The sequence below is a fragment of the Nitrosomonas communis genome, assembly GCF_024102715.1.
GTDB classification, from domain to species: Bacteria; Pseudomonadota; Gammaproteobacteria; order Burkholderiales; family Nitrosomonadaceae; genus Nitrosomonas; species Nitrosomonas communis_B.
Genome location: NZ_JAGFJM010000109.1, coordinates 14,621 through 38,393, shown reverse-complemented (window position 1 = coordinate 38,393; position 23,773 = coordinate 14,621). Strand labels below are relative to the sequence as shown.

Annotated in this window: 25 protein-coding genes and 1 pseudogene; 15 read left to right on the top strand and 11 right to left on the bottom strand. The window is 46.6% G+C overall.

Translation table 11 applies throughout. The features are described from left to right. The first annotated feature begins 40 nt into the window (after positions 1 to 40). The 5 genes from nadD (at position 41) to rng (ending at position 3,763) form a co-directional block, all read left to right on the top strand. Positions 41 to 712 (top strand): nicotinate-nucleotide adenylyltransferase, encoded by a 672-nt coding sequence (gene nadD, locus J5I83_RS10755; protein ID WP_304055880.1) that lies wholly within the window; start codon positions 41 to 43, stop codon positions 710 to 712. Further along, positions 709 to 1,062 carry a ribosome silencing factor gene (rsfS, locus tag J5I83_RS10750; RefSeq protein WP_304055879.1) on the top strand — a complete coding sequence of 118 codons (354 nt, stop codon included), beginning with the start codon at positions 709 to 711 and terminating at the stop codon, positions 1,060 to 1,062. Before nadD ends, rsfS begins: the two co-directional genes overlap by 4 nt. A gap of 17 nt (positions 1,063 to 1,079) precedes the next feature. Further along, on the top strand, positions 1,080 to 1,547 hold the full coding sequence (gene rlmH, locus J5I83_RS10745; protein ID WP_304055877.1) for a 23S rRNA (pseudouridine(1915)-N(3))-methyltransferase RlmH: 468 nt from the start codon (positions 1,080 to 1,082) through the stop codon (positions 1,545 to 1,547). Between the two features lie 105 nt (positions 1,548 to 1,652). Further along, the gene (locus tag J5I83_RS10740) at positions 1,653 to 2,276 is read left to right on the top strand and encodes a Maf family protein (RefSeq protein WP_304055875.1); all 624 of its coding nucleotides are present in this window, start codon (positions 1,653 to 1,655) and stop codon (positions 2,274 to 2,276) included. 32 nt (positions 2,277 to 2,308) lie between these two features. Then, on the top strand, positions 2,309 to 3,763 hold the full coding sequence (rng, locus tag J5I83_RS10735) for a ribonuclease G (protein ID WP_304055874.1): 1,455 nt from the start codon (positions 2,309 to 2,311) through the stop codon (positions 3,761 to 3,763). Positions 3,764 to 3,875: 112 nt separating this feature from the next. On the opposite strand, the gene J5I83_RS10730 is transcribed toward rng, so the two are convergent. From J5I83_RS10730 to ettA, 6 genes are all read right to left on the bottom strand, one after another. Continuing rightward, the gene (locus J5I83_RS10730; protein WP_304055871.1) at positions 3,876 to 5,060 is read right to left on the bottom strand and encodes a fatty acid desaturase; all 1,185 of its coding nucleotides are present in this window, start codon (positions 5,058 to 5,060) and stop codon (positions 3,876 to 3,878) included. 180 nt (positions 5,061 to 5,240) lie between these two features. Next, positions 5,241 to 5,780 (bottom strand): pseudouridine synthase, encoded by a 540-nt coding sequence (locus tag J5I83_RS10725; protein ID WP_304055868.1) that lies wholly within the window; start codon positions 5,778 to 5,780, stop codon positions 5,241 to 5,243. A 34-nt stretch (positions 5,781 to 5,814) separates the two neighbouring features. Continuing rightward, positions 5,815 to 6,267 carry a histidine phosphatase family protein gene (locus J5I83_RS10720; RefSeq protein ID WP_304055866.1) on the bottom strand — a complete coding sequence of 151 codons (453 nt, stop codon included), beginning with the start codon at positions 6,265 to 6,267 and terminating at the stop codon, positions 5,815 to 5,817. 44 nt (positions 6,268 to 6,311) lie between these two features. Continuing rightward, positions 6,312 to 7,628 carry a 30S ribosomal protein S12 methylthiotransferase RimO gene (gene rimO / locus J5I83_RS10715; RefSeq protein WP_304055863.1) on the bottom strand — a complete coding sequence of 439 codons (1,317 nt, stop codon included), beginning with the start codon at positions 7,626 to 7,628 and terminating at the stop codon, positions 6,312 to 6,314. Positions 7,629 to 7,872: 244 nt separating this feature from the next. Next, positions 7,873 to 8,655 carry an N-acyl homoserine lactonase family protein gene (locus J5I83_RS10710; RefSeq protein ID WP_304055861.1) on the bottom strand — a complete coding sequence of 261 codons (783 nt, stop codon included), beginning with the start codon at positions 8,653 to 8,655 and terminating at the stop codon, positions 7,873 to 7,875. Positions 8,656 to 8,684: 29 nt separating this feature from the next. Then, the gene (ettA, locus tag J5I83_RS10705) at positions 8,685 to 10,349 is read right to left on the bottom strand and encodes an energy-dependent translational throttle protein EttA (RefSeq protein ID WP_304055859.1); all 1,665 of its coding nucleotides are present in this window, start codon (positions 10,347 to 10,349) and stop codon (positions 8,685 to 8,687) included. A gap of 844 nt (positions 10,350 to 11,193) precedes the next feature. On the opposite strand from ettA, the gene J5I83_RS10700 reads away from it, so the two are divergent. Then, positions 11,194 to 11,364: a hypothetical protein gene (locus tag J5I83_RS10700; RefSeq protein WP_304055857.1), complete on the top strand. Its 171-nt coding sequence runs from the start codon at positions 11,194 to 11,196 to the stop codon at positions 11,362 to 11,364. Between the two features lie 56 nt (positions 11,365 to 11,420). Here the strand turns inward: J5I83_RS10700 and J5I83_RS10695 are convergent, their stop codons facing one another. Together J5I83_RS10695 and J5I83_RS10690 are read right to left on the bottom strand one after the other, a co-directional pair. After that, entirely contained in the window at positions 11,421 to 12,620 is a 1,200-nt protein-coding gene (locus J5I83_RS10695) for an acetyl-CoA C-acyltransferase (RefSeq protein ID WP_304055855.1), read from the bottom strand. A gap of 46 nt (positions 12,621 to 12,666) precedes the next feature. Continuing rightward, a complete protein-coding gene (locus J5I83_RS10690; RefSeq protein ID WP_304055853.1) occupies positions 12,667 to 15,162 on the bottom strand; it encodes a 3-hydroxyacyl-CoA dehydrogenase/enoyl-CoA hydratase family protein in 2,496 nt (831 codons plus the stop codon). 332 nt (positions 15,163 to 15,494) lie between these two features. Between J5I83_RS10690 and J5I83_RS10685 the strand changes: the two genes are divergently transcribed. The 4 genes from J5I83_RS10685 (at position 15,495) to J5I83_RS10670 (ending at position 18,361) form a co-directional block, all read left to right on the top strand. Beyond that, positions 15,495 to 15,869: a hypothetical protein gene (locus J5I83_RS10685; protein WP_304055851.1), complete on the top strand. Its 375-nt coding sequence runs from the start codon at positions 15,495 to 15,497 to the stop codon at positions 15,867 to 15,869. A gap of 60 nt (positions 15,870 to 15,929) precedes the next feature. Next, positions 15,930 to 16,214, top strand: a complete 285-nt coding sequence (locus J5I83_RS10680; protein WP_304055849.1) for a PepSY domain-containing protein — start codon at positions 15,930 to 15,932, stop codon at positions 16,212 to 16,214. Between the two features lie 132 nt (positions 16,215 to 16,346). Then, the gene (locus tag J5I83_RS10675; RefSeq protein ID WP_304055847.1) at positions 16,347 to 17,027 is read left to right on the top strand and encodes a response regulator transcription factor; all 681 of its coding nucleotides are present in this window, start codon (positions 16,347 to 16,349) and stop codon (positions 17,025 to 17,027) included. Next, positions 17,024 to 18,361, top strand: a complete 1,338-nt coding sequence (locus J5I83_RS10670; protein ID WP_304055845.1) for an ATP-binding protein — start codon at positions 17,024 to 17,026, stop codon at positions 18,359 to 18,361. Before J5I83_RS10675 ends, J5I83_RS10670 begins: the two co-directional genes overlap by 4 nt. Before the next feature lie 149 nt (positions 18,362 to 18,510). Here J5I83_RS10670 and J5I83_RS10665 read toward each other — a convergent pair whose 3' ends face one another. The 3 genes from J5I83_RS10665 to J5I83_RS10655 form a co-directional block, all read right to left on the bottom strand. Beyond that, the gene (locus J5I83_RS10665) at positions 18,511 to 19,068 is read right to left on the bottom strand and encodes an IS630 family transposase (RefSeq protein ID WP_304055844.1); all 558 of its coding nucleotides are present in this window, start codon (positions 19,066 to 19,068) and stop codon (positions 18,511 to 18,513) included. A 5-nt stretch (positions 19,069 to 19,073) separates the two neighbouring features. After that, on the bottom strand, positions 19,074 to 19,577 hold the full coding sequence (locus J5I83_RS10660; protein ID WP_304055843.1) for a winged helix-turn-helix domain-containing protein: 504 nt from the start codon (positions 19,575 to 19,577) through the stop codon (positions 19,074 to 19,076). 269 nt (positions 19,578 to 19,846) lie between these two features. Beyond that, positions 19,847 to 20,113, bottom strand: a complete 267-nt coding sequence (locus J5I83_RS10655; protein WP_304055842.1) for a hypothetical protein — start codon at positions 20,111 to 20,113, stop codon at positions 19,847 to 19,849. 971 nt (positions 20,114 to 21,084) lie between these two features. On the opposite strand from J5I83_RS10655, the gene J5I83_RS10650 reads away from it, so the two are divergent. From J5I83_RS10650 to thpR, 5 genes and pseudogenes are all read left to right on the top strand, one after another. Then, positions 21,085 to 21,375, top strand: a complete 291-nt coding sequence (locus tag J5I83_RS10650; protein WP_304055841.1) for a nucleotidyltransferase family protein — start codon at positions 21,085 to 21,087, stop codon at positions 21,373 to 21,375. Next, positions 21,372 to 21,735: pseudogene (locus tag J5I83_RS10645) on the top strand (DUF86 domain-containing protein). The gene J5I83_RS10650 and the pseudogene J5I83_RS10645 overlap by 4 nt, the downstream one beginning before the upstream one ends. Positions 21,736 to 22,009: 274 nt before the next feature. Beyond that, positions 22,010 to 22,717, top strand: coding sequence for a 2-C-methyl-D-erythritol 4-phosphate cytidylyltransferase (gene ispD / locus J5I83_RS10640; protein ID WP_304055840.1), 708 nt, complete (start codon positions 22,010 to 22,012; stop codon positions 22,715 to 22,717). Next, positions 22,714 to 23,211: a 2-C-methyl-D-erythritol 2,4-cyclodiphosphate synthase gene (ispF, locus tag J5I83_RS10635; RefSeq protein ID WP_304055838.1), complete on the top strand. Its 498-nt coding sequence runs from the start codon at positions 22,714 to 22,716 to the stop codon at positions 23,209 to 23,211. The genes ispD and ispF overlap by 4 nt, the downstream gene beginning before the upstream one ends. Further along, positions 23,204 to 23,755: an RNA 2',3'-cyclic phosphodiesterase gene (gene thpR, locus J5I83_RS10630; RefSeq protein WP_304055837.1), complete on the top strand. Its 552-nt coding sequence runs from the start codon at positions 23,204 to 23,206 to the stop codon at positions 23,753 to 23,755. The genes ispF and thpR overlap by 8 nt, the downstream gene beginning before the upstream one ends. Positions 23,756 to 23,773 lie beyond the last annotated feature (18 nt).

Below are 23,773 nucleotides of genomic sequence, written 5' to 3'. Positions count from 1 at the left end.
AATATTTCTCAATATTTTTTCCATTATTAATTAATGTCTTATGATACCTTTTCCCCTGATTGGAATTTATGGAGGAACGTTTGATCCGATCCATTTTGGGCATTTAAGGGTTGCAGAAGAACTCGTTGAAATTTTACGGCTAGATGAAGTACGTTTTCTTCCTGCTGGCTGTCCACGCTTGCGCAATAAGCCTGTTGCTTCGCAGCATCACCGTATGGCAATGCTGCAAGAAGCCATTCATGACAATGGAAGATTCCGGCTAGATGATCGAGAAATCAGGCGTTCTGGAGAAAGTTATAGTGTGGAATCTCTGCGTGAGCTAAGAGATGAATTCATAGGGAAGAAGACGGCATTCTGTTTTATCATAGGAATAGACGCATTCATGAAGCTATCCAGTTGGTATCTCTGGCGTGAATTGTTTGAGTTAACTCATTTTGTGATCGTTAACCGACCAGGCCATGCTTCTGTAGTGAATCAAGCAATTTTACCACCAGAATTAAAGAATGAATGCTTAGGACGCTGGACACACGATGTGGAGATGTTAAGGTCTACTCAATCCGGGCATATTTTTACCGCCATGACAACACTATTGGATATTTCAGCAACAACAATTAGAGCTTGTATTGCTGCGAAAAAGAGTGCACGTTATCTGCTTCCTGATACTGTATTGAATTATATTGGCATACATCATGTTTACCACGAGGAAAAATGAAAACAGACGAGCTGTTGAGAATAGCTACCGCTGCGCTGGAAGATTTGAAGGCTCAAGATATTCTGGTACTGGAGGCAGGGAAAATTACATCATTATTTGATTACATGATTATCGCCAGTGCCAGCTCAACGCGTCAGACCAAAGCGTTAGCCCATCATGTGCAGGAAAAAGTCAAGGCTGCAGGAGGTAAAGTATATGGTATTGAAGGTGAGCAAGCGGGAGAATGGTTACTGGTAGACTTGGGCGATGTGATCGTGCATATTATGCAGCCAGCTATCCGTGAATACTATGATTTGGAATCGCTGTGGGCAGAATCCAGTGCAATCAAGGAAAAAAATTCCTTGATGTAATAGGGGCAATTTGAGGAATGAAACTCTATATCCTGGCTGTAGGAAATAAAATGCCAGACTGGGTCGTTGCCGGCTTTATGGAATATGCACAGCGCATGCCAAGAGAAATTCCCATTCATTTGATCGAAATTAAACCAGAGAAACGGGGCTCCAAGCAAACCGAGCAATTGTTATTTAATGAGAGCGAGCGTATCCAGGCTGCACTACCATCGGCTTGTTACATTGCAGCCATGGATGAACAGGGTAAACAATTCACTACAGCTAAATTGGCAGAGTCATTGGTTGACTGGATGAGAAATGGGAGAGATGTTGCCTTCATTATTGGTGGTGCAGATGGATTGCATCGTGATATCAAGAGTATGGCCAATGAAATGCTGGCACTTTCCAGACTGACGCTTCCGCATGGTTTAGCGCGTGTCTTATTAGCAGAACAACTTTATCGCGCATTATCCATTATCAGACAACATCCTTATCACCGTGTATAACTTTTGCGGTAGATTACTAATAAGTGGTAACAGCTTTACTGCCGAGAAGAAAGTTATTGAAAAATTAAATTGGAATAAACACTCACCTCACTGATTCAAGGCATCATGACGCTTGCTGAAAATTATATATATCTAGCTTCTCGTAGTTCCCGTAGAAGAGAGTTGCTGAAACAGATTGGAGTAAGACATAGTGTGCTGCTCATGCGGGAAACCGTATCCCGCCCTGTTGATGTTGATGAGACTCCCTTGCCAGACGAATCTCCGACTGATTATGTTTACCGTATTACTCACGCGAAGGCGGAGGCAGGGTGGACGCGTTTGATCCAGCGCAAATTACCACTATTTCCAGTCTTAGCTGCTGATACGATTGTTGCATTGGATGGATGTATTTTCGGGAAACCCAGGGATGCTACTCACGCTGAGAAGATGCTGTCAGCACTTTCAGGCAGAACGCATCAGGTGCTAACTGCTATCGCCTTAAATTTGCATGGTAATATCAAACATCGTTTATCAATCACAACAGTACGGTTTCGTGATATTGGTAAGCGTGAGATTCAAGCTACTATTGCAAGCGGTGAGGTTTTTGATAAAGCAGGTGCTTACGCAATTCAAGGCATGGCGGCCGCCTTCATTATTGAGATTCTTGGGAGTTACAGTGGGGTCGTGGGGTTGCCTTTGTTTGAGACAGCCCAGTTATTGGAAGAGTCCGGGATAAAGATATTTCCTTGAGATCTGAAAGAAAGATTGTGCTATCTGCCTAAATGAGTAACGAGATTCTTGTTAATGTCACACCACAGGAAACGCGTGTTGCTGTTATTGAGCAAGGTGTCGTACAGGAATTACACATAGAGCGGACAAGCAGCCGGGGAATTGTTGGTAATATTTACAACGGCCGTGTAAGTCGTGTATTACCAGGTATGCAATCAGCTTTTATTGACATAGGCATGGAGCGGGCTGCATTCCTCCATGTGGGAGATATCAAGGAGTTGAGCTCAAGTGGTGCGCAGGATAGACCGATCGAAAGATTGTTGCATGAGGGGGGCAATATACTCGTTCAGGTGATCAAAGACGCAATTGGCACCAAGGGAGCGAGGCTTTCTACCCAGATCAGTATTGCTGGCCGCATGCTTGTCTATTTGCCACAAGAGTCTCATATTGGTGTTTCCCAGCGTATCGAAGATAATCTTGAACGTGAATTGTTGCGCGAGAAATTACAGCAGATTCTTCCATCTGATACAAAAGGGGGTTACATCATCCGGACGATGGCTGAGGCGGCAAGTGAGTCAGATCTGCATGCCGATATAGAGTATCTGCATAAGCTTTGGCACGATATTCAGAATAGATCACTAACGGTGAGTGCGCCTACTTTGCTTTATCAAGATCTGGATCTGAGTCATCGTGTATTGCGCGATTTTGTTGACGATGATACGCACCGTATCTTGGTGGATTCACGAGAAACTTTCCTGAAGCTGATTGCTTTTGCTCAAAACTATATGAGCAATGTTGCCAGCAGAATCAATCATTATACTGGGGAGCGTCCTCTCTTTGATTTATATGGTGTCGAAGAGGAAATTGAAAGATCACTCGCGCGGCGGGTTAATCTCAAATCAGGTGGCTATGTCATTATTGATCAGACCGAAGCATTGACTACCATGGACGTTAATACGGGTGGGTTTATTGGGGTGCGTAATTTTGATGACACTATATTTAAAACAAATCTGGAGGCAGCACAAGTCATAGCACGGCAGCTCCGCCTGCGAAATTTGGGGGGTATCATCATCATCGACTTTATCGACATGGAGGATGAAGAGCATAGAAATGCTGTTTTGGCAGAATTTAACAAAGCCTTAATGAAAGACAGAATGCGTATGACTGTCAGTGGATTTTCCACCTTGGGGTTGGTAGAAATGACGCGAAAGCGGACGCGCGAGAGTCTTGCGCACACGCTATGTGAACCCTGTCCAACTTGTCAGGGACGTGGGCAAATCCGGACAGCCCAAACGATCTGTTACGAAATCTTACGTGAGCTATTGCGAGAATCCCGGCAATTTGATGCTCATGAGTTCCGTATTCTTGCTTCGCAGCAGGTTATCGATTTGTTTTTGGATGAGGAGTCACAAAGTCTTGCGCAACTCGCCGACTTTATTGAGAAACAAATCAGTCTGCAGGTAGAAGCCTCTTATACACAAGAACAGTACGATGTTATTTTGATATAAAGTCAGCAATGAGTTGAGTTTGACGTGGTGATTGCTTATAAAGGTATAAGGCATAACCGAGCAAAGAACAAGGTATAATTTTAAAGTCTCTACCCGGTTATTAATAAGTTAATTACGCATAGCAACGTAACCGGCGTGAGAATTTTTCCAGTACTTCAATTCCGCTCTCTTCTGCACGATGACACCAGTCCTCAAGCTGTTTGACCAGTTCATCTTTAGACGCCGCTGAACGCTGCCAGATGGCAGCAAGTTCTTCGCGCATTGTATAAACCTTATCAAGGTTTTTGGCTTTACTTAAAACCAGATTCAGTTTGATGCGCTCTTCTTCTCGTAATGTTTTCGCATCTGCCAGTATCCAACGTTTTAGCATATTGCCGTCTATCCCTTGATGGGCAGCCACTTCGCGTAAATGGGCCACTTCCTTCTTGAGCATTGCTTTGAGTGACTGCGTATATCGCGCTAGCACTTCATAACGATGGGCAATTACTGCCTGCAGTGTGTCGAAATCACATTCGGTTTTGGTTTTGTTGATATTGAGTTTAGGTGCAATTTTTTTGACGGTCGCCAAGCCCATCATCTCTAGAATGCGGATGTACATCCAGCCAATATCAAATTCATACCACTTATTGGATAGTCTGGCTGAGGTAGGGTAGGCGTGATGGTTGTTGTGTAATTCCTCCCCTCCGATCAGAATACCCCATGGCGAGACATTGCGGCTGGCATCTTCTGCTTGAAAATTGCGGTATCCCCAGTAGTGGCCAATACCATTGATAACACCCGCAGCGAAGATAGGTGTCCACAGCATTTGAACCGCCCATATGGTAATACCAATAGGGCCAAACAGAACGAAATTAATGACGAGCATCAGGCCAATGCCCGTTGCGCTATATTTTGTGTAAATATTACGTTCTATCCAATCATCGGGCGTACCGTGACCATATCTTTCCATAGTTTCTTTGTTCTTTGCCTCCAGCCGGTAAAGTTCCGCTCCTTCGGTCAGTACCTTCTTAATACCAAAAATCTGGGGACTGTGGGGGTCATCCAATGATTCACATTTTGCGTGATGCTTACGATGGATCGCAGTCCATTCTTTAGTAACCATCCCGGTCGTCAACCATAGCCAGAAACGAAAGAAATGACTGGGGATTGGATGTAAATCCAATGCTCTGTGGGCGGAGTGGCGATGCAGGTAAATCGTGATGCTCGCAATCGTGATATGAGTAATTACCAAAGTAACAACGATATATCCCCACCATGGCAGATCAATTAATCCTGATAGTGCTGAAACGATATCCATATTAGTTTTATTCCTCCTTTAAAATCGGGCTATGGTTCAATGATGCAATCTAAAGTGATGGACAAGGTTAGTCAAGAAGTTTCGTGACATTTTTGTTGTAGCAGTTTTCTAATTTTTTATTCGCGATTCTAAGCGGAAGTTTAAGCAGAAATCGCACGTGTTTAATGAGTGTAAGTGAAATTATTCAACAATACGCCACTGTCCCGGTGTGAGATTGGCCAGGGTGTATTTGCCAATAGCGACTCGAATCAAGCGCAGTGTTGGAAACCCGATTGCTGCTGTCATGTGCCGCACCTGCCGGTTTTTTCCTTCAGTAAGAGTCAGTTCTAGCCAGCAAGTAGGGATATTTCTGCGAGAGCGTATCGCTGGGATTCTTGGCCAAAGATAAACTGGTTCATCCATTAGACGGGCTTTCGCAGGCTGGGTTCTATAACCCTTCAACAATATTCCTTCATGCAAAAATTTGAGCGCTGACTGATCGGGCATGCCCTCTACTTGCACCCAATATACTTTAGACTGCTTGTATTTGGGATCAGTGATGCGGTGCTGCAATCTTCCATCATTGGTGAGTAAGACTAATCCTTCACTATCAGCATCCAGTCTGCCAGCCGGGTAAAAATCAGGTACTGGAATAAAATCGGTTAGCGATTGATATCCTGCTTGTGGTGTAAACTGGCAAATGACACCATAAGGCTTGTTGAAAAGAAGCAAGCGCGCCATGGCTTAATTCAAGAAAGAGCATGTATCGATACGTTTATACCATGTCGGGGTTGATGACGGCACGTAAGATGGTATTTTCAGTAGTAGCGCTCTGCTTATAGCTAAACCACCAGATTGCGCCTTTTTTGACGCTGAAACCAGCACTGTTGTTGCAAATTAATGAAGCAGCCACGTTTCCCAGAGTAGGCTGATGGCCGACTACCAAAACTGTACTTTCGGCGTAAGGCCAATTAGCAGCGATAAGCACTTTATCGGCGGTGGCACTCGTTCCGATTTCCTCTATGGTTTCAAAATCACCGCTGAGCGCCAAAGCGGTCTGTTGCGTACGTTTAGTAGGGCTGACAATAATGCGTGTATTCTTGGGTAGTCTGGGTTTGAGCCATTGCGCCATATTGTGTGCTTGTTTTAACCCTTTTTCAGTCAATTTACGTGCGGCATCGGGAAATCCATCTTCCGCTTCTGCATGGCGCCATAATATCAATTCCAAAATATTTCTCCTTTCAAAGAAAGATAGCGGTTATCACCAACCGATCAAATGGTCTCTGCCCAGAGATCATGCTCATCAGAATGGGTGACCCGTACTGTTACCACGTCACCCTGGTGTAGTGATTGTCCGTTTTGCACATAGACTAAACCATCAATTTCCGGTGCATCGGCATGACTGCGTGCCACCGCACCTTGGTCATCGACTTCATCAACCAGCACCTGTATGGTTCTACCTATTTTCTGTGCCAGACGGTGTGCGCTAATTTCTGCCTGTATCGCCATTAAGCGGGCTAAACGTTCTTGCTGCAATCCGGAGGGAACATGATTGGGCAAATCGTTAGCGACTGCACCTTCAACTGGCGAATAGGTAAACGCACCAACACGATCCAGTTGGACAGCTTTAAGAAAAGCTAGCAATTCTTCAAACTCTTGCTCTGTTTCACCCGGAAAGCCGACGATGAATGTGCTGCGCAGCGTGATATCAGGGCAGATCGTCCGCCATTGCTGGATGCGGGTGAGTATATCTTCGCTGTCTGCAGGGCGTTTCATCAATTTTAGAATGCGCGCATTCGCATGCTGGAAGGGAATATCCAGGTAGGGAGTGATCTTACCTTCTGCCATCAGCGGAATGAGTTCATCGACATGAGGATAAGGGTAGACATAATGCAGGCGTATCCACACACCCAGTTCGCCCATTGCCTGGGCAAGCTCAGTAATGCGTGTTTTAACAAATTTACCTCCCCAGAATCCGCTGCGGTATTTTAGATCAACCCCATAGGCGCTGGTATCCTGTGAAATAATCAGTAATTCCTTCACGCCGGCATCCACCAGGCTTTGCGCTTCCTGCATGACATCGCCTACGGGGCGGCTGACGAGGTTGCCGCGCATACTGGGGATGATGCAAAAGGTACAACGATGATTGCAACCTTCAGAAATTTTTACATAGGCGTAATGTTTGGGAGTCAGTCTTATTCCTTGGGGCGGCACCAGATCAATATAGGGGTCGTGCAGCTTGGGTAAATGGGCATGAATGGCTGCCATAACCTCATCGGTGGCTTGCGGGCCGGTGACTGCAAGTACATTAGGATGTGCCTGTTTCACAACATTTCCTTTTGCACCAAGGCAGCCCGTGACAATGACTTTGCCGTTTTTAGTGAGTGCCTCGCCGATGGCATCGAGCGATTCGGTAATAGCACTGTCAATAAAGCCACAAGTATTGACCACAACCACATCGGAATCTTCGTAATTGGGTGAAATCAGATATCCTTCCGTGCGTAGACGCGTCAGGATGCGCTCGGAATCTACGGTCGCCTTGGGGCAACCCAGCGAAACGAAACCGACACGTGGGATTTTATTGCGCATATTCATTTACTTATTGCAAAAGATTCGGAAATGATTGATTAAAAAATATTAAATAACAGAGGTAATTAATTAAGAATAAGCGCCGGCATCAGCAGTTTTTTGGGAATTTACTCATTATTTTAAAACAAATTTGCCGGTAAATAGATTGATTTTAGACGGCTGGTTTTTTAAAAAATTACCAGCAGAGATAGTTATTTGTACAAATCGATCAAGGTATTTAGTGATCCACTGGATTAATTCTATATCAATCGCACCATAGTGGAAATTCAGGTAAGGATTTGAAAAAGATCATATCGTGGTTGGGCCATAGCTGGGCATGCTCGCTGCGGGCAAGCAATTTGAGCTTGCGTATGCTGGCAAGGGCCTGTTCCACGTTATTTTGCCAGCAACAACCAGGTGCAATCTCGTCAGATAAATTCTCATTTAAATCAGCAGCATCACCACAGAGGATGACGGGACGGCTTTTGGGTAAGCGTATGAGCAGTGACATGTGCCCGGCAGTATGACCGGGCGTAGTAATGGCTTGTACTCCTGGAGTTAGCTCATATTCACCGGTTTGTAAGTGCCATTGATCTGAATTAATCAACTCATCGGAAAATATCCCGCCGTCCAGCCCTGTCCGGGCTGCAGCCAGTTCATCTCGATGCACGTGAACTTCACAGTCAGGCAAATCACATAATCCTCCTGCGTGATCGAAATGCAGATGGCCGAGAAACACTAAATCAATGTCGGCAGGTGTTAATCCTAATCGTTCCAGGTAGTGTGGAATGCGTTGATCTGCCTGCATCTTGGGTGCTTCAACGGTAGGGCGCATGCAATCAAAATAATGTGCACACAGGCTGGTCTCAGTCAATTTGCGATAGTCGCAGCCGACGTCATACAGGATACGACCATTGGGCGTTTCAATCAGATAAGCCAGTATAGGCGCTTCAATCCACTGGCCATGGCCACGATTACGTGTTGAAATGATTTTTTCATAGCGTATGGTGCCTGTGAGCAATGTCCATATTTTGAGCGCATGGGGCATTTTTCTGATAACTGTGACCTATGACTTGATTAGCGTGCAATTGGTTTATAGCGGATGCGTTTTGGTTTAGCACCTTCCTCACCTAGACGCTGGCGCTTGTCGGCCTCATATTCCTGATAATTGCCAGCATAGAAAGTCACCTGCGAATTGCCTTCAAACGCCAGGATATGCGTGGCAATACGATCCAGAAACCAGCGATCGTGCGAAATGACCAGGACGCAACCGGCAAATTCCAGCAGCGCATCTTCCAGTGCGCGCAGTGTTTCCACATCGAGATCATTGGAGGGTTCGTCGAGCAGCAACACGTTACCGCCTGAAATCAGTGTCTTTGCCAGGTGTAAGCGGCCACGCTCTCCTCCAGAAAGCTGCCCAACCATTTTCTGCTGGTCAGGGCCTTTAAAATTGAAACGGCCAATGTAGGCGCGTGATGGCGTTTCATATTTACCGACGGTGAGGATGTCATTCCCATCTGACACTGCTTCGAAAACGGTTTTGTTGCCATCAAGTATGTCGCGCGCCTGATCGACGTAAGCGATTCTGACTGTTTCACCTATTTTGATTTCGCCTGAATCTGGCTGCTTGCGTCCCATGATCATGCGAAACAATGTTGATTTACCTGCGCCATTGGGGCCAATAATACCGACAATGGCGCCAGGTGGGACTTTGAAACTTAAATTATCGATCAGCAATCGATCGCCAAACGCTTTGGAGACATTGGTAAACTCAAACACTTCATTACCCAGTCTATCAGCCACCGGGATAAAAATTTCTTGTGTTTCGTTGCGCTTCTGATATTCCTGTGAGTTAAGTTCCTCAAAACGGGCAATCCGCGCCTTCGACTTGGCTTGCCGTCCTTTGGGGTTTTGTCGCACCCATTCCAGTTCTTTTTTGAGTGCTTTCTGTCGGGCAGATTCAGAAGATTCTTCCTGTTTGAGGCGAGTTTGTTTTTGTTCTAACCAGCTTGAGTAATTACCTTTCCAGGGAATACCGTAACCACGGTCGAGTTCCAGGATCCATTCGGCGGCATTGTCAAGAAAATAGCGATCGTGCGTCACAGCAACTACTGTGCCAGGAAAGCGTACCAGAAATTGCTCCAGCCATTCTACCGATTCAGCGTCGAGATGGTTGGTCGGTTCATCCAGCAATAACATGTCTGGCTTTGATAACAGTAATCTGCACAATGCCACGCGGCGTTTCTCCCCGCCGGAAAGATTCTTGATGACAGTATCCCATTCAGGAAGACGCAAGGCGTCAGCGGCCACTTCCATTTGCTGGGCGGTATCGCCGCCGCTGGTTGCGATGATGGCTTCAAGGCGTGTCTGTTCTGCAGCCAGGGCATCAAAATCTGCATCTGGCTCAGCATAAGCCGCGTAGATTTCTTCCAGCTTTTGCTGAGCGCTGAATATTTCGCCTAATCCTTCCTGCACTGCTTCGCGTACCGTCTGTTCTGGATTAAGGAGTGGTTCTTGCGGCAGATGACCAATTCTGAGATCAAGCATGGGCGTAACTTCACCCTCAAAATCCTTGTCTGCCCCAGCCATTATTTTTAATAAAGTAGATTTACCCGAGCCATTCAGGCCGAGTAATCCTATTTTTGCACCGGGAAAGAAACTGAGTGAAATATCTTTAAGAATCGTGCGCTTAGGTGGAACAACCTTGCTCACACGATTCATGGTTAAAACATATTGAGCCATAAATTGTGGGTAAGATGATGTGGATTATTATTAGGAATCTTATACGGTTATTTTAAAATCTGAGCTTTTGCTGCTGACAGATTGTCAGATATCAAATGAGCACACGAATTTCGTGAGCTGCGTGGACTGGCTGCTGCCAAAACCTACATTCTACCAGTCCATCTGGCTGGCCTTAATTTGATTCACGAAATTCATGAAATGTGCGCTTTACCTGAGTGATACCGAAGCTATTGCCTGCGGCAGAATGGACTTGATAAGGTGTATAAATACACACCATACAGTGCTTCGCTAACACAAGCGCTACAACCTCCGCCATCGTGAGTTCTTATTGTTGCTCTGGTAATGAGAGCCACAAATAGCATGAATGTTCCCCATTTTTTGATAAAAAACTTCAGTCATTCCATTTCTACATCAACAAAATAAGTTTTGATGTAGAAATGGAATGAGCATGAATAAGCTGAGTAGGGCAGGCAATATCTCAGGATCAGCCTTTACGTGTTTGCACGTATTCAATCGCTTGCCATTTTAATATAGTCTATTGATTGTGGTTGGCAATTAGTCTCGATGGGGTGGTTATTCAACTACCTGAGTGTTATCCCAGGATATCGCTATTTTTAATATAACAAAACGGGTTGCCATGAGGGAGACAAGTTATGCGCATGCAAAGCCAGCCAGCAGCAATAGTATTGCACACGCTTGCAATAAGCAATTTTTCCCAGGGCGTCCATTTCTGCATGAGGTGGTAAAAGCCTCCATTTATCTTGCTATCAGCGAAAAAAATCGGGGACTTCTCGCCAGGAGGAATATTGGATAAAACAAAAAACAAGTTATTGGGAGAGATATCATGAGAGTTCTGGTTTATTTCAGATCAGGCGCTAGTCAAGTATTTATCGTTCCCCGAGACATTCTTGCTGTTGAATTCCAGCGCGTGGCAGAAGCTGTAGGAGGGTGCTTTCATCGAGTAGAATTCATCCAGAAAAAAACAAAGCTACAGAGACTGAATACTTCTTATTAGAGAAGAATCAATTTCTTCGGTTCTCACGCTAAGAAAAGACAATCTAATCAGCTCGCTTATAGTGCTTCCAATACGCCGGCTGCCCCCATTCCGCTGCCTACGCACATGGTAACCATACCATATTTCTGCTGGCGGCGACGCAATCCATGCAGCAACGTCGCTACGCGGATCGCGCCGGTTGCGCCCAGGGGATGGCCGAGAGCGATAGCTCCTCCCAGCGGATTGACTTTGGCGCGATCCAGATCAAGTTCATTGATAACCGCGAGACTCTGTGCAGCAAATGCTTCATTCAACTCGATCCAGTTAAGATCATCCTGTTTCATGCCAACCTGCTTCAGTACTTTGGGAATCGCCTTGATAGGACCTATTCCCATTATCTCAGGTGGAACACCAGTTACTGAGTAGCCGATAAACCGGCCGATTGGCGTGAGATTGAAGCGTTGCAATGCAGCTGCGCTCATCATGACTACTGCACCTGCGCCATCAGACATTTGTGAACTGTTTCCTGCCGTGACCGAACCATCGGCTGCAAATACCGGCTTCAATTTTGCAAGCGCTGCCAGGCTAGTATCGGCGCGTGGTCCTTCATCCGTATCCTTTACCGATTTTACGGTCATGGTTTCATGCGAGGTTAGATCAGGTCTTTTTTCTTCAATAGGGTAGGGAGCAATTTCCTGCTTGAATTCACCCGTTTCAATTGCTTGCAACGCACGCATGTGACTCGTCATCGCAAACTCATCTTGCTGGTCACGGTTGACTTTCCATTGCTGAGCCACTTTCTCGGCGGTGATGCCCATTCCATAAGCGATGGCTACATTTTCATCATGCATGTACATCGCAGGATTCATGGCGACCTTATTGCCCATCATGGGTATCATGCTCATGCTTTCGGTGCCTCCGGCAATGATGACATCTGCTTCACCCAGGCGGATACGGTCTGCAGCCAATGCCACTGCTTGCAATCCAGATGCGCAGAAGCGGTTGATCGTCATGCCAGGTATGCTGTTGGGCAACCCGGCCAGCAACAACGCCACGCGCGCGACATTAATTCCTTGTTCAGCTTCGGGCATGGCGCAACCTGCGATCACATCGTCAATTGCGGCCGGATCGAGTCCTTCGCACTGCTTCATCACTGCTTGCAGCACGTGAACAAGCATGTCATCGGGACGGACATTCTTAAACATTCCGCGTGGAGCCTTACCGACAGGTGTGCGTAAAGCCGCGACGATATAGGCATCTTGAGTTTGCTTAGCCATGGGTTTTCTCCATCAATCTTTAGTTATAAGGTATTGAGCAGTCTGACTAGTTTCTGAGTGGCTTGCCTGTTTTCAGGGTGTGCGTGATGCGTGCTTGCGTTTTCTCTGTAGCCAGCAATTCAATGAATGCTTTTCTCTCCAGCCTGAGAAACCACTCTTCATCAACCAGACTGCCTGGTGTCAAATCGCCTCCACACATGACATGAGCGATTTTGCTGCCAATCAAATAATCGTGCTCGGAAATAAAGTGACCTTCCAGCATATTGACCAGTGTTCCTTTGATCGTTGCAATTCCAGTAGAGCCTGCGACAGGAATTCCGCGCGGCATTAAAGGGGGACGATAACCTGATTCTGCCAGAGCAAGTGCTTGTATCTTCGCTGCATGGAGGAGTTCAAAACGATGCATGATGATGGGATCAGCCGGGCGTAAATAACCCAGTTGTTTTGCTTGTTCAGCACTTTTTGCGAGTTGGGCCATTGCCACTGTCTGGAAATAATGCTTCAGCTGCGGAAAAGGATCGTCATCTATGGCATTGCGCGCTGCTCTTAGTGCCAGTTCCTTGCAACCGCCGCCAGCGGGTAATAATCCAACACCTGCCTCAACCAGTCCGATATAGCTTTCCAGTGTGGCAACAGCGCGATCACAATGCATCACGAACTCACAGCCTCCCCCTAAAGCAAGTCCATCGACTGCCGCCACGGTTGGAATCATGCAATATCGCAGATGCTGCGACAGCTGCTGGAAGCGCGTGATCAGCGTTTCTACTTCCGCAAGCTTGCCAGCCATCAGTGCATCTGCCAGATCCAGGCTGCGCGCAGCTTGTAATATAGTAGACTGCGCTGTTTTCTTGAATTTCTTCATGAACTGGTCAAAAGCTGAGGGTGGCTCCTCGCTTTTGGGTTTCTCGGTAGCTTTTTGCAGATTGGCGCCTGCCGAGAAAGGAGGTTCGGTTTGCCAGATTAGCAGTGCACGCCAGTGATGCTCTGCCTCCTCGATCGCCTGTTGCAATCCATTGAGCACTTCGATATCAATGGTGTGCATCTTGCTTTTGAAACTGACGATCGCAATTTCATCACCGGTATGCCACATGCGTACTGCGTCTGTTTCAAAGATGGTTTCCCCATATACTCTTTCTTCGTTTGACAAGCGGTCAGGGAATAACTGTCTGCGATACACTGGTAATGTGGAGCGAGGCTGCATGGCATGCGTGAGTGGTGCATAGGAACCTTGCGCGCTATGCACACCTGGCACGGCATTCTGTCCTATTTCCTCTACCCAGGCAGGTAAAGGTGCGTTGCTCATGCTTTTGCCGGCAGCGATATCTTCATTGATCCAGGCAGTAATCTGATTCCAGCCGGCTGTTTGCCAGATTTCAAATGGCCCCTGGTTCCAGCCAAAGCCCCAGCGGATAGCGAGATCAAGATCACGTGCATTGTCTGCAATTGCAGTCAAATGGACAGCGCAATAATGAAACAGATCACGGTGTATCGCCCATAAAAACTGCGCTTGCGGATGTTCGCTGGAACGCAAGGCCGAAAATTTTTCGACTGGATTCTTTAGTTTGAGGAGCGAGGCAACATCTTCATCCAATGCATCTGCCGAAAGCCGATAGCTATTCGTGGCAAGATCAAGCACATGAATCTCTTTATCAATTTTCTGATAGATTCCTTTGCCAGTTTTTTGCCCGAGCGCGCCCAGATCGATCAGGGCCTGCAGCCAGGCGGGAGGGGTGTAATAAGCATGCCACGGATCATCAGCCAAGGTATTTTGCATGGTGTTGATGACGTGCGCCAGAATATCCAGACCAACCACATCGGCCGTGCGGAAAGTGGCGCTCTTGGGGCGGCCAATAAGCGAACCCGTCAGTTTGTCAACCAGATCAAAGCCTAAACCAAAGGCTTCCGCATGATGGATGACTGCTAGCATGGAAAACACGCCTACCCGGTTAGCGATAAAGTTAGGGGTATCTTTCGCGCGAATAACACCCTTGCCCAGATAGGTGACCAAGAATGCTTCCAAGTCATCGAGCATGCTGGTATCGCTCTCCTTGCAAGGGATTATCTCGACCAGATGCATATAACGCGGCGGATTAAAAAAATGAATGCCGCAAAAGCGATGACGTAATTCCTCCGGGAATGCTTGTGCTAATTGATTGATCGATAGGCCGGAGGTATTACTGGCAAAAATAGTATGTTGACCGAGGTAAGGCGCGACCTTAGCATACAAATCGGTTTTCCAGTCCATGCGCTCAGCGATCGCCTCGATGACAAGATCACAGTCCGTGAGCAAACCGAGATGCTGGTCATAATTGGCAGGTTGAATACAAGCTGCTTTGGAGGCTACCGAAAGGGGAGCAGGCTCAAGTTTTTTCAGTTTGCCGATTGCTTTCGTTGCAGGCGTACTAGGATCGCCAGATTCGGCGGGCAATTCAAACAACAATGTTTCTATATTCGCATTGACCAAATGCGCTGCAATCTGTGCACCCATGACTCCTGCGCCCAGGACTGCGGCTTTGCGCACTATAAAGCGATAGCTACTCAATTTTCCTCCCGCTTGATCTGGTTAATGGATAACGCTGCTAATGCAGCCAATCTCCGCATATTTTTTACTTGCATCCGATATGGATGACACTTTCACGCTCATTGAGCAAGAGATTACAAGCATGAACTTCAAAGAGCAAGCGGGAATTGCTTCATTTTTTCTGCAGAGCGTCAGGTAAATTGCTTCTACAAAATAAACCATAAGCATTTGCAGCCGCATTTTTTTATTTTTTTCAGCTTGTTCAGCTTGCGTTCATTGTCTCCGGTATAAATTGACTGTCAACAGAAGAAATTCTGATCAATAAAAAAACAACCAAGGAGGTATGACTGAAAATGAGAACAAACATAATCACGCCAGCTAAATTACTGACCGGCATGTTGTTAAGCGCTGCTTTGGCAGTTCCTATGGCGGCTGAGGCTGGAAGAGGGCATCATCGTCATCACCATCATCATGACCGTCACGATCATCATGAACATCATCATTATTATGGTCCTGGGCCAGGATATGGTGGTTATGGTTATGGCGGACCGCGGCACCATAAACACAAGCATCGTCACATCCAGCATAATCATTACAACACGCGGAATATCTATTACAACCAGCCTTATTATCCACCGGTTTATGACGGCGGTTATTACGGCGCAGCGCCAGGTAATTTTTTCCTGGGCATCAACACGGGAAACGCCCGTTTTATGTTAGGCTATTAAGGTTCAAACCCGGTAGCTGAAAGCTTATTCTGCTACCGGGCGACTTAAAGCTTTTAGAGAATGATGACATATCGACATTGCTTGCTGATGGCTATTTTTATCGCTGGTTTCACTTCTGCAATCGCTGGTGCGCAGAGAAATCCTCTTTATTATCAGGCGAGCAATCATCAGACGAAAATTACCCAGCAACAGGCAGTCACCATTGCCCAGCAACACGTCCCAGGCCGTCTGCTATCCGTCCAGCGTGCAGCTGATAGTTATCGTATCAAGATTCTCAGTAGCAAAGGGACCGTGCATATTGTGACAATCGATGCGAGCAGCGGTGCGGTTATCGCTACTCATTAAATCATTGAGCAGTCACACGTCATCCCGTCCAATTGCAATCTTGACTTAAATGAGATGTGCATCATCATGCCTGCGCATCATTGAATGAATATTTGGCACAAACTTTAGTTATTTAAATCCCGGAATGGCACTATGCGTATCTTGATTATTGAAGATGAAATCAAGCTGCAAAAGCAAATTTGTCAGCAGCTGCAAGAAGATGGGTATATGGTTGATACGTGTGATAACGGTAAGGAAGGTTTGTATATCGCAAGTGAATATCCATTGGATGCAGCCATCATTGATATCGGCCTGCCTGGATTATCCGGCCTGGAAGTGATTGCTGCTTTACGAAAGCAAGGAAGCTTACTACCCATACTCATTCTCACTGCGCGTAATAGTTGGCAAGACAAGGTTAAAGGGTTGGAGATGGGAGCAGATGATTATCTGGCCAAGCCATTTCAAATGGAGGAGTTGCAGGCCAGACTCAAGGCGCTACTGCGCCGTGCAGCCGCTGTGCCAAACACGGTATTGCAATCTGGACCCATTACGCTGGATATGACGCAGCAAACCGTCAAGCTAAATGATGAGATTGTGGATTTGACTACGTTTGAATATCGCCTGCTGGAGCATTTGTTGCGCCATCAGGGTGAAGTGATCTCCAAACAAGCACTTACCGATTATCTTTATCCTCACGACGACAGTCATGATAGTAACGTGCTGGAAGTCATGATTGGCCGTTTGCGCCGCAAACTTGATCCAGACGGGAAACTCAATCCAATAGAAACGCTACGTGGCCGTGGCTATCGCTTTGCCATCAAAATTTCATCATGAGATCGCTCAACCAACGTATCCTGCTCAGTGCATCATTCGTGCTGCTGATCTTTATTGTTGGGACTGCCTTGACTTTGGATCGCGCCTTTTACGATAGCGCTCAGACGGCGCTGCAAGATCGTATGCTCGGCAAGCTTTTTTTACTGATGGGAGAGGTTGAAGTCGATGACGATGGCAATTTATCCATGCCTGAAGAACTTCCCGCCCTGACTGAATTCGAGCAACTCAATTCGGGTGTTTATGCATTCGTTACAGATCGAAAAAATACACCCGTCTGGAAATCGTTTTCTACCTTGAGCATCCCGCTACCGTCACGCGCTATTCTATTAGAGGGAGAGAGAAAATTCGAGCAGATCCTGCTTAATGATGAACCTCATTTTATCTATAGTTTTGCTGTGGCCTGGGAAACAGATGGAGGTGACTATCCGTTTACATTTCACGTGATCATAGATAGCACCTCGCTAGAAGCGCAGATAGACAGCTATCGTAGAGACTTATGGGGCTGGCTGAGCATGATGGGATTACTATTACTGATTATGCAGATGCTGGTATTGGGCTGGGGGCTGCGGCCGGTGCGGCAGGTCTCAACTGAACTGAATGCGGTCGAAGCCGGCTTGCAAGAAAGCGTGCAAGGGGTCTATCCAGTCGAGTTAAAACGCATTACCGACAATATCAATTCGCTGATCTATCACGAACGGGAGCATCAGCAGCGTTACCGCAATGCACTGGCCGATCTGGCGCACAGCCTTAAAACCCCCTTGGCTATCCTGCGAGGTGCAATCAGAACAGAAAATCTTTCAGCAACGATCAAAACCGTGTTCGATGAGCAGATTGACCGGATGGATAACATCATTCAATATCAGTTGCGCCGTGCTGCCACTGCTGGCAGTTCGCCTGGCACACGGCTGATTGCGTTACGCCCCGTCGTTGAAAAAATTGTGAACACAGTCAATCGCGCCCACTACGAGAAAGATCCACAGATTGCCATTGAAATTGCGCCTGAGATTTGCTTGAGAATGGATGAAGGGGACCTGATGGAGTTACTCGGGAACCTGATAGATAATGCTTTCAAATGGTGCCGGCAGACTGTTGCTATTTGTGCTCAATACGAATATGACGATATCGTGCTTAAAGTAGCAGACGACGGCCCCGGCATTAAACATGAGGAAATAGGCAGAATCATCGAACGCGGGGTGAGAGCCGATCAATCGATGCCAGGTCATGGTATTGGTCTGGCTATCGTGCGTGATATTGCCCAGGCATACGAGGGTGCTTTATCTATTGATCCAAACAGAAACAGCGGCGCATCCTTTATCGTCAGATTGAAGCGCTAAGAGCAAGAAGCCGTTCTGAAACAACACATTGGGGTCGCGAATCAAGAAAAATAAGAGCGACGATTGGGATTATTGTTTATAAGAGTAAGAATTCTTGATTCTGGAGCTGACCCTGAGATGCGGGAAATGTGTTTCTGGAAGACCTGATTCTAATTTGCACTAGAAACTGCATTAATAATCCAATTCCAACCAGTAATACTTTTAATTAAAGCCGGGGCATTTTCGAGCTCACCTAATGCACTAACCAAATGATTCTCAAGCGCATCAATGCTGTCAAACACACGATTATGGAAATATTTTTCTCGCAGCTCATCCCAAAGATGTTCCTGTGGATTCAATTCAGGTGAATACGGTGGCAGGAATAACAAACGGATATTCTCAGGCAAATGGAAATTCTTGCTTTTATGCCAGCCGGCACCATCCAGGACTAAAATAATATTATCACCAGGGTAACGACTGGCTATTTCATTGATGAAAATCTGCATGCAATCGCTGTTAACATGCGGCAACACCAAACTGTCGAAGGCTCCATCGAAGGGACTGACTGCCCCGTAAGCATAAGTATATTGCTGCGTCATCATAGTATTCACCAGCGGTCGATCTGGACGGCGACACCAGCAATAACGTTTATCCGTAATACGGCCGAAGCGTGCTTCATCCTGGAACATCAAACGTAATGGTCGATCATTACCCCAGCTAGCTATCATTTCATCTAGCCGTTCCTTAAATTTTTTTTCCAGTCCTCGCGCAGCGCAGCATCCCCCTGAGGATGAGCGGTATCCGGTGCTAATTTACGCCAGCCATGGCGAGCCAGCATTCGATAAATCGTTGAGAGTGCTACGCGCTTGCCCAGCCGTTTCTCGATTTTCTCTTTAAGCGGAGGAACAACCACCACGCCGCCTTGAGTCGCTTCCACCAAAACCTCATTCAGAATTTGGGCTTCCTGCTCAAGTGTGGCAATCGCACGGTTACGCAGGCTCCGTTTCGTGCGAGGCGCCTCTTCCTCGCAGCGAGCGATTCTACAGTAACGCGTGCGCATACTGCACGTCCATCTAACAGAACGTCCAATAGCCTGCGCTGTTTGCTCTATCGACATGCCCAATTCTAATGGCAGTAATACTGCTTGCGCCGCTCTCAACTCCTCTGCTGTTTTAGCTGCCCTCAATAATTCTCGCGCCGATACTAATTGATCTATTCCGCTCGCTTTTCTTGCCATGATTCTTTTCCTCGTAATACATGGCTATATTGTTTCATTATTTAATAGGAATTGGAATGACACCTCCATTGCATTGTATGCTTCACAAGAAACATAACGTTCCAGTTCGATAGGGTGACAGTCGTGAAGCGGCTGGCGCGTCGGCTGAAAGTGATTGTTAGTCTCCATTACGTTTTGATAAGATTAATTTGTTAATTTTTACTTGAATAAACGAAAAAAGAGCGCTGATGATGAAGCGCTCTTTTCATGGTCATAATTTGCTAATTGTCTTATTTTCCATTTAGCTTTGCGTGCTTTCTCAACTGGCTCATTCGTCCTTCAGTAATACCTAAGTATTCTGCTGCTGCCTTACTTGATCCCATCGAGGCGGCGAGATCGTCAGCAAATCTGGCTTTTCCATTTGAAGTATGTCCTTTGTAAGTGGCCCGAGCCACAGCTCTGGTTATCTCTGCTTCTCTACGAATAGCTTGGGCAGCTGCGCTAAGCCCGGTAGTGACCAATTTTTCAAGGGATTCTAATTCTGGATTGTTAGGCATCTTTTCTCCTCAATACTTTAGTAAAAGTTTAATCTTTAATATGGCTTGGAAAAATTATAATATATGGGTTATCGCTTGTTTACAAGAATTAGAATCTAAACTTTTTATAATGTTGTTATGCGGTAATAATAAAGAAACAGGGGATACCCATTAGCTGGCCCGTGTCAAGCATAGGTAAAATAGAGGACAGACCACGGTTTCTAACTAAGTTCTGTTAATTTTGGAAATAATCGTGGTCTGTCCCCTATTACTTTGATCACTATAGATGTGTATAGATGATCATGATCACATAGATGCATTTGCTCTCTTGTCCGTCGAACGTTCGAGCTAAGCTGGCCGGGCTTGCCTGCCTGCGCGGGTCGGTTTAAGCGAGGAAGTTAGGCATCACCACGTGCTCAGAACGGATGTCATCATCAAAGGGCTTGGCTGGCCGCTTGGTGACTACGGGCTCGATACCACGTCCAGAAAGTAGGACATTCAGTTCCTCCAGCGCCTTGCCAGCCATCAGCACCGAGCCCTACCGAGCCCTCTACCGAGCCCTAAGCGAGCCCTAAGGGTCAGGCCTTACATTTGACATAGATAAGCAGATATTTTGATATGAGCTGCGTGATCGTTAGTCGGATAGTCAAATAGGCTGAAAGGAGAGGGTGAAAAATACAATGGTAGACCTCAAAGCCGTATGACCATCAAAGGAGTACAGTGTTTGAAAGATCGACAAATTAGTCTCGCTCGTCAGTTCTTGACGCGTGAGGATTTCATTCCATTGGACTGTGCTTAGTTCGGTGGTCATGGGCGTTTGTGCATAACGAATAGTATTTTTGTAGAAAAATGATGTTTGACCAAAATTGGCTGTCAAGAAATGGATAGCGTAAAACTGAGATTAAGAGAAGAAATCAAAAAATCTGCTTTTGATTTTTGTAATAGAGCTTTTATACTCAATTCACTACCCATTTAGTTTATGAAAAGTGCTCATGCGACCGTCAATCGCCCTTAATCTCAAGCGAAATGCTGTCCGCGAGGCGGCAAGCCGCTTTCGCGCGGCGAACCTGCGCGTTTTCGGATCGGTGCTGCACGGTTCCGACAAAGACGGTAGCGACCTTGATCTGTTGGTGGATGCACTACCCGGTGCAACATTGTTCGACCTTGGCGGTTTGCAAATTGAGTTGGAAGAGCTGTTAGGCGTTCACGTCGATCTGTTGACGCCTGGTGATCTGCCGCTGAAGTTTCGCAATCAGGTCCTTGCGGAAGCCAAGTCTGTATGAGGGCGAGCCGTCTTTCTGACTACCTGGATCACATCCAGCAGGCCGCGATGGATGCCTGCAGCTTTGTTGAAGGCTTGAGTAAGGATGATTTTTTTGCTGATAAGCGAACTCAACAGGCTGTCATCATGAGCCTTGTTATCATCGGCGAAGCCGCAACGAAAGTGATAGAAGCCTGCCCTGAGTTTACTCAATCACACCCGGAAGTACCATGACGAAGTATGCGTGGTATGCGTAACCGCATCGCACATGGCTACTTTGAGATCGATCTTGATGTGGTATGGAATACAGTGCAGACAGCGCTGCCGGAATTGCTAAAACAATTGTCCGCTGTGCGCATTGATGGGGGCCGATGAAGATTGAAATGAGCGTAGCGATAGAGCAATAGAATTGTCTTAACACGATCATTGGCTCACATTATAAAAAAAGAGATTGTTATCCCAGTTTAATTCGCTACTTCACTGCGACATTCCTACAGTCTAATTTCGCTTTCAAACCAAGTTGTGTTAATCACAGAATTTGCAGCATGCTTTTCTTGTTTGGCAATACGATATCAATGAAATGATGTGAGATAATTGGAAGCAAATATCTATTATCTATCTACGCAGACTTAGCCGCTTCATTGAACAATACCAGCATGTCTAGATTTATTGCCTTGATCCCTGCCGCAGGCTTCGGTGCGCGCATGGGTAATCAGTTGCCAAAACAGTATTTATCATTGGCGGGGAAGCCAATGATTTACCATGCTTTGCACACGCTGTGCAGTTCCGCAAGTATTTTTAGGGTATTTGTCATTCTCGCCCCGGATGATCATGAATGGGCGCGTTATGATTGGTCATCTTTTGCTGACGACAAGCTAGCCGTGCGCTATTGTGGCGGAGCGACGCGTGCTGACAGCGTATTGAACGGACTGAAGGCCATGCAATCAGAGGCATCCATTGGTCAGGATGATTGGGTGCTCGTGCATGATGCGGCGCGTCCTTGCCTGAGCGCTGCTCAGCTCGAACAGCTGATTGAGGTGTTGGCGCCGGATGAGGTTGGCGGGTTATTGGCCATTCCGGTTGCGGATACCTTAAAACGCGCCGATGCGGATCAGCGTGCTGTCGCCACAGCATCCAGAGCAGGTTTATGGCAAGCGCAAACACCGCAAATGTTTCGCCTTGGTTTGTTAAAGGAGGCGTTGAGTAAAGTAGACAGTGCCAGTATCACGGATGATGCCAGTGCGATCGAGGCGATGGGTCTTCACCCCAGATTGGTGCTGAGCGATGCCTATAATTTCAAAGTCACGTATCCGCAAGATCTGGCTTTGGCAGAACTCATTTTGCAGAAGAGAGAAACAAAGTGAAAAATATAAGAATTGGCCAAGGGTTCGATGTACATCAGTTGGTGGCAGGCCGTGATCTGATCATCGGTGGGGTGACGATTCCCTACGAAAAAGGGCTGCTAGGGCATTCTGACGCTGATGTGCTGCTGCATGCGCTGTGTGACGCATTGCTGGGTGCGGCAGCGTTAGGCGATATCGGTCAGCATTTTTCAGACAGCGATGCACGTTATAAAGATATCGACAGTCGCCTGCTGTTGCGCGAAGTCCATTGCTTGCTCGCCAGCAAACATTATGGGGTCATGAATATCGATGCAACCATCATCGCCCAGGCACCTAAAATGGAGCCGCATATTCCAACGATGATCACCAATATTGCCCAAGATCTGAACATGCCTGCCAGCGATATCAATATCAAGGCAAAAACTGCGGAGAAACTTGGATATATTGGTCGGGGCGAAGGTATCGTCGCCGAAGTCGTTTGCCTGATTGCTAAAACTGACGACATTCGTGGCTGAAGCAAATAATACTGCAGAAAGCACTTATAAGGTTTTTTTTGCCATCTGGCCGGATGCCGCTGCCCAAGAAAAACTGAGCAAGTTAGCGGGAAAACTTGCCGGCGATTGTGGCGGAAAGAAAACCAGCTTACCGCTGATACATCTCACTCTGGTATTTATCGGTTATGTAGATCATTATCAGCTGGAAACGCTGCGGCAGATAGCCAGTCAAGTCAAGCAGGCTAGTTTCGATTTGACTGTGGATGAAATTCAATACTGGCAACATAACCGTATCGTCCACGCTGCTCCAAGTCAGTGTCCCGCGGGGCTTACTGCCTTGGTAAACGATTTGCAGCACAGATTGATGCTGGCAGGTTTCCCGCTGGAGAAGCGTCCCTATATTCCACACGTAACGTTAGTAAGAAAAGCTTTGTGCAAGACATTGTCAAATTTGATGACGCCCATTAGCTGGCATGTAAATGAATGGACATTGGTGCAGTCCAACCAAACCGATCAGGGTACGGTGTATGTTTCATTAGATCGTTGGTCGCTGCAAGAAGTCTGAACAAGGCATAACATTACT

Coding starts and splice junctions, on each gene's coding strand:
- nadD (WP_304055880.1), top strand. CDS start 41: ATGATACCTTTTCCCCTGATTGGAATTTATGGAGGAACGTTTGATCCG.
- rsfS (WP_304055879.1), top strand. CDS start 709: ATGAAAACAGACGAGCTGTTGAGAATAGCTACCGCTGCGCTGGAAGAT.
- rlmH (WP_304055877.1), top strand. CDS start 1,080: ATGAAACTCTATATCCTGGCTGTAGGAAATAAAATGCCAGACTGGGTC.
- J5I83_RS10740 (WP_304055875.1), top strand. CDS start 1,653: ATGACGCTTGCTGAAAATTATATATATCTAGCTTCTCGTAGTTCCCGT.
- rng (WP_304055874.1), top strand. CDS start 2,309: ATGAGTAACGAGATTCTTGTTAATGTCACACCACAGGAAACGCGTGTT.
- J5I83_RS10730 (WP_304055871.1), bottom strand. CDS start 5,060: ATGGATATCGTTTCAGCACTATCAGGATTAATTGATCTGCCATGGTGG.
- J5I83_RS10725 (WP_304055868.1), bottom strand. CDS start 5,780: ATGGCGCGCTTGCTTCTTTTCAACAAGCCTTATGGTGTCATTTGCCAG.
- rimO (WP_304055863.1), bottom strand. CDS start 7,628: ATGCGCAATAAAATCCCACGTGTCGGTTTCGTTTCGCTGGGTTGCCCC.
- J5I83_RS10710 (WP_304055861.1), bottom strand. CDS start 8,655: ATGCCCCATGCGCTCAAAATATGGACATTGCTCACAGGCACCATACGC.
- ettA (WP_304055859.1), bottom strand. CDS start 10,349: ATGGCTCAATATGTTTTAACCATGAATCGTGTGAGCAAGGTTGTTCCA.
- J5I83_RS10700 (WP_304055857.1), top strand. CDS start 11,194: ATGAGAGTTCTGGTTTATTTCAGATCAGGCGCTAGTCAAGTATTTATC.
- J5I83_RS10695 (WP_304055855.1), bottom strand. CDS start 12,620: ATGGCTAAGCAAACTCAAGATGCCTATATCGTCGCGGCTTTACGCACA.
- J5I83_RS10685 (WP_304055851.1), top strand. CDS start 15,495: ATGAGAACAAACATAATCACGCCAGCTAAATTACTGACCGGCATGTTG.
- J5I83_RS10680 (WP_304055849.1), top strand. CDS start 15,930: ATGATGACATATCGACATTGCTTGCTGATGGCTATTTTTATCGCTGGT.
- J5I83_RS10675 (WP_304055847.1), top strand. CDS start 16,347: ATGCGTATCTTGATTATTGAAGATGAAATCAAGCTGCAAAAGCAAATT.
- J5I83_RS10670 (WP_304055845.1), top strand. CDS start 17,024: ATGAGATCGCTCAACCAACGTATCCTGCTCAGTGCATCATTCGTGCTG.
- J5I83_RS10665 (WP_304055844.1), bottom strand. CDS start 19,068: ATGATAGCTAGCTGGGGTAATGATCGACCATTACGTTTGATGTTCCAG.
- J5I83_RS10660 (WP_304055843.1), bottom strand. CDS start 19,577: ATGGCAAGAAAAGCGAGCGGAATAGATCAATTAGTATCGGCGCGAGAA.
- J5I83_RS10655 (WP_304055842.1), bottom strand. CDS start 20,113: ATGCCTAACAATCCAGAATTAGAATCCCTTGAAAAATTGGTCACTACC.
- J5I83_RS10650 (WP_304055841.1), top strand. CDS start 21,085: ATGCGACCGTCAATCGCCCTTAATCTCAAGCGAAATGCTGTCCGCGAG.
- ispD (WP_304055840.1), top strand. CDS start 22,010: ATGTCTAGATTTATTGCCTTGATCCCTGCCGCAGGCTTCGGTGCGCGC.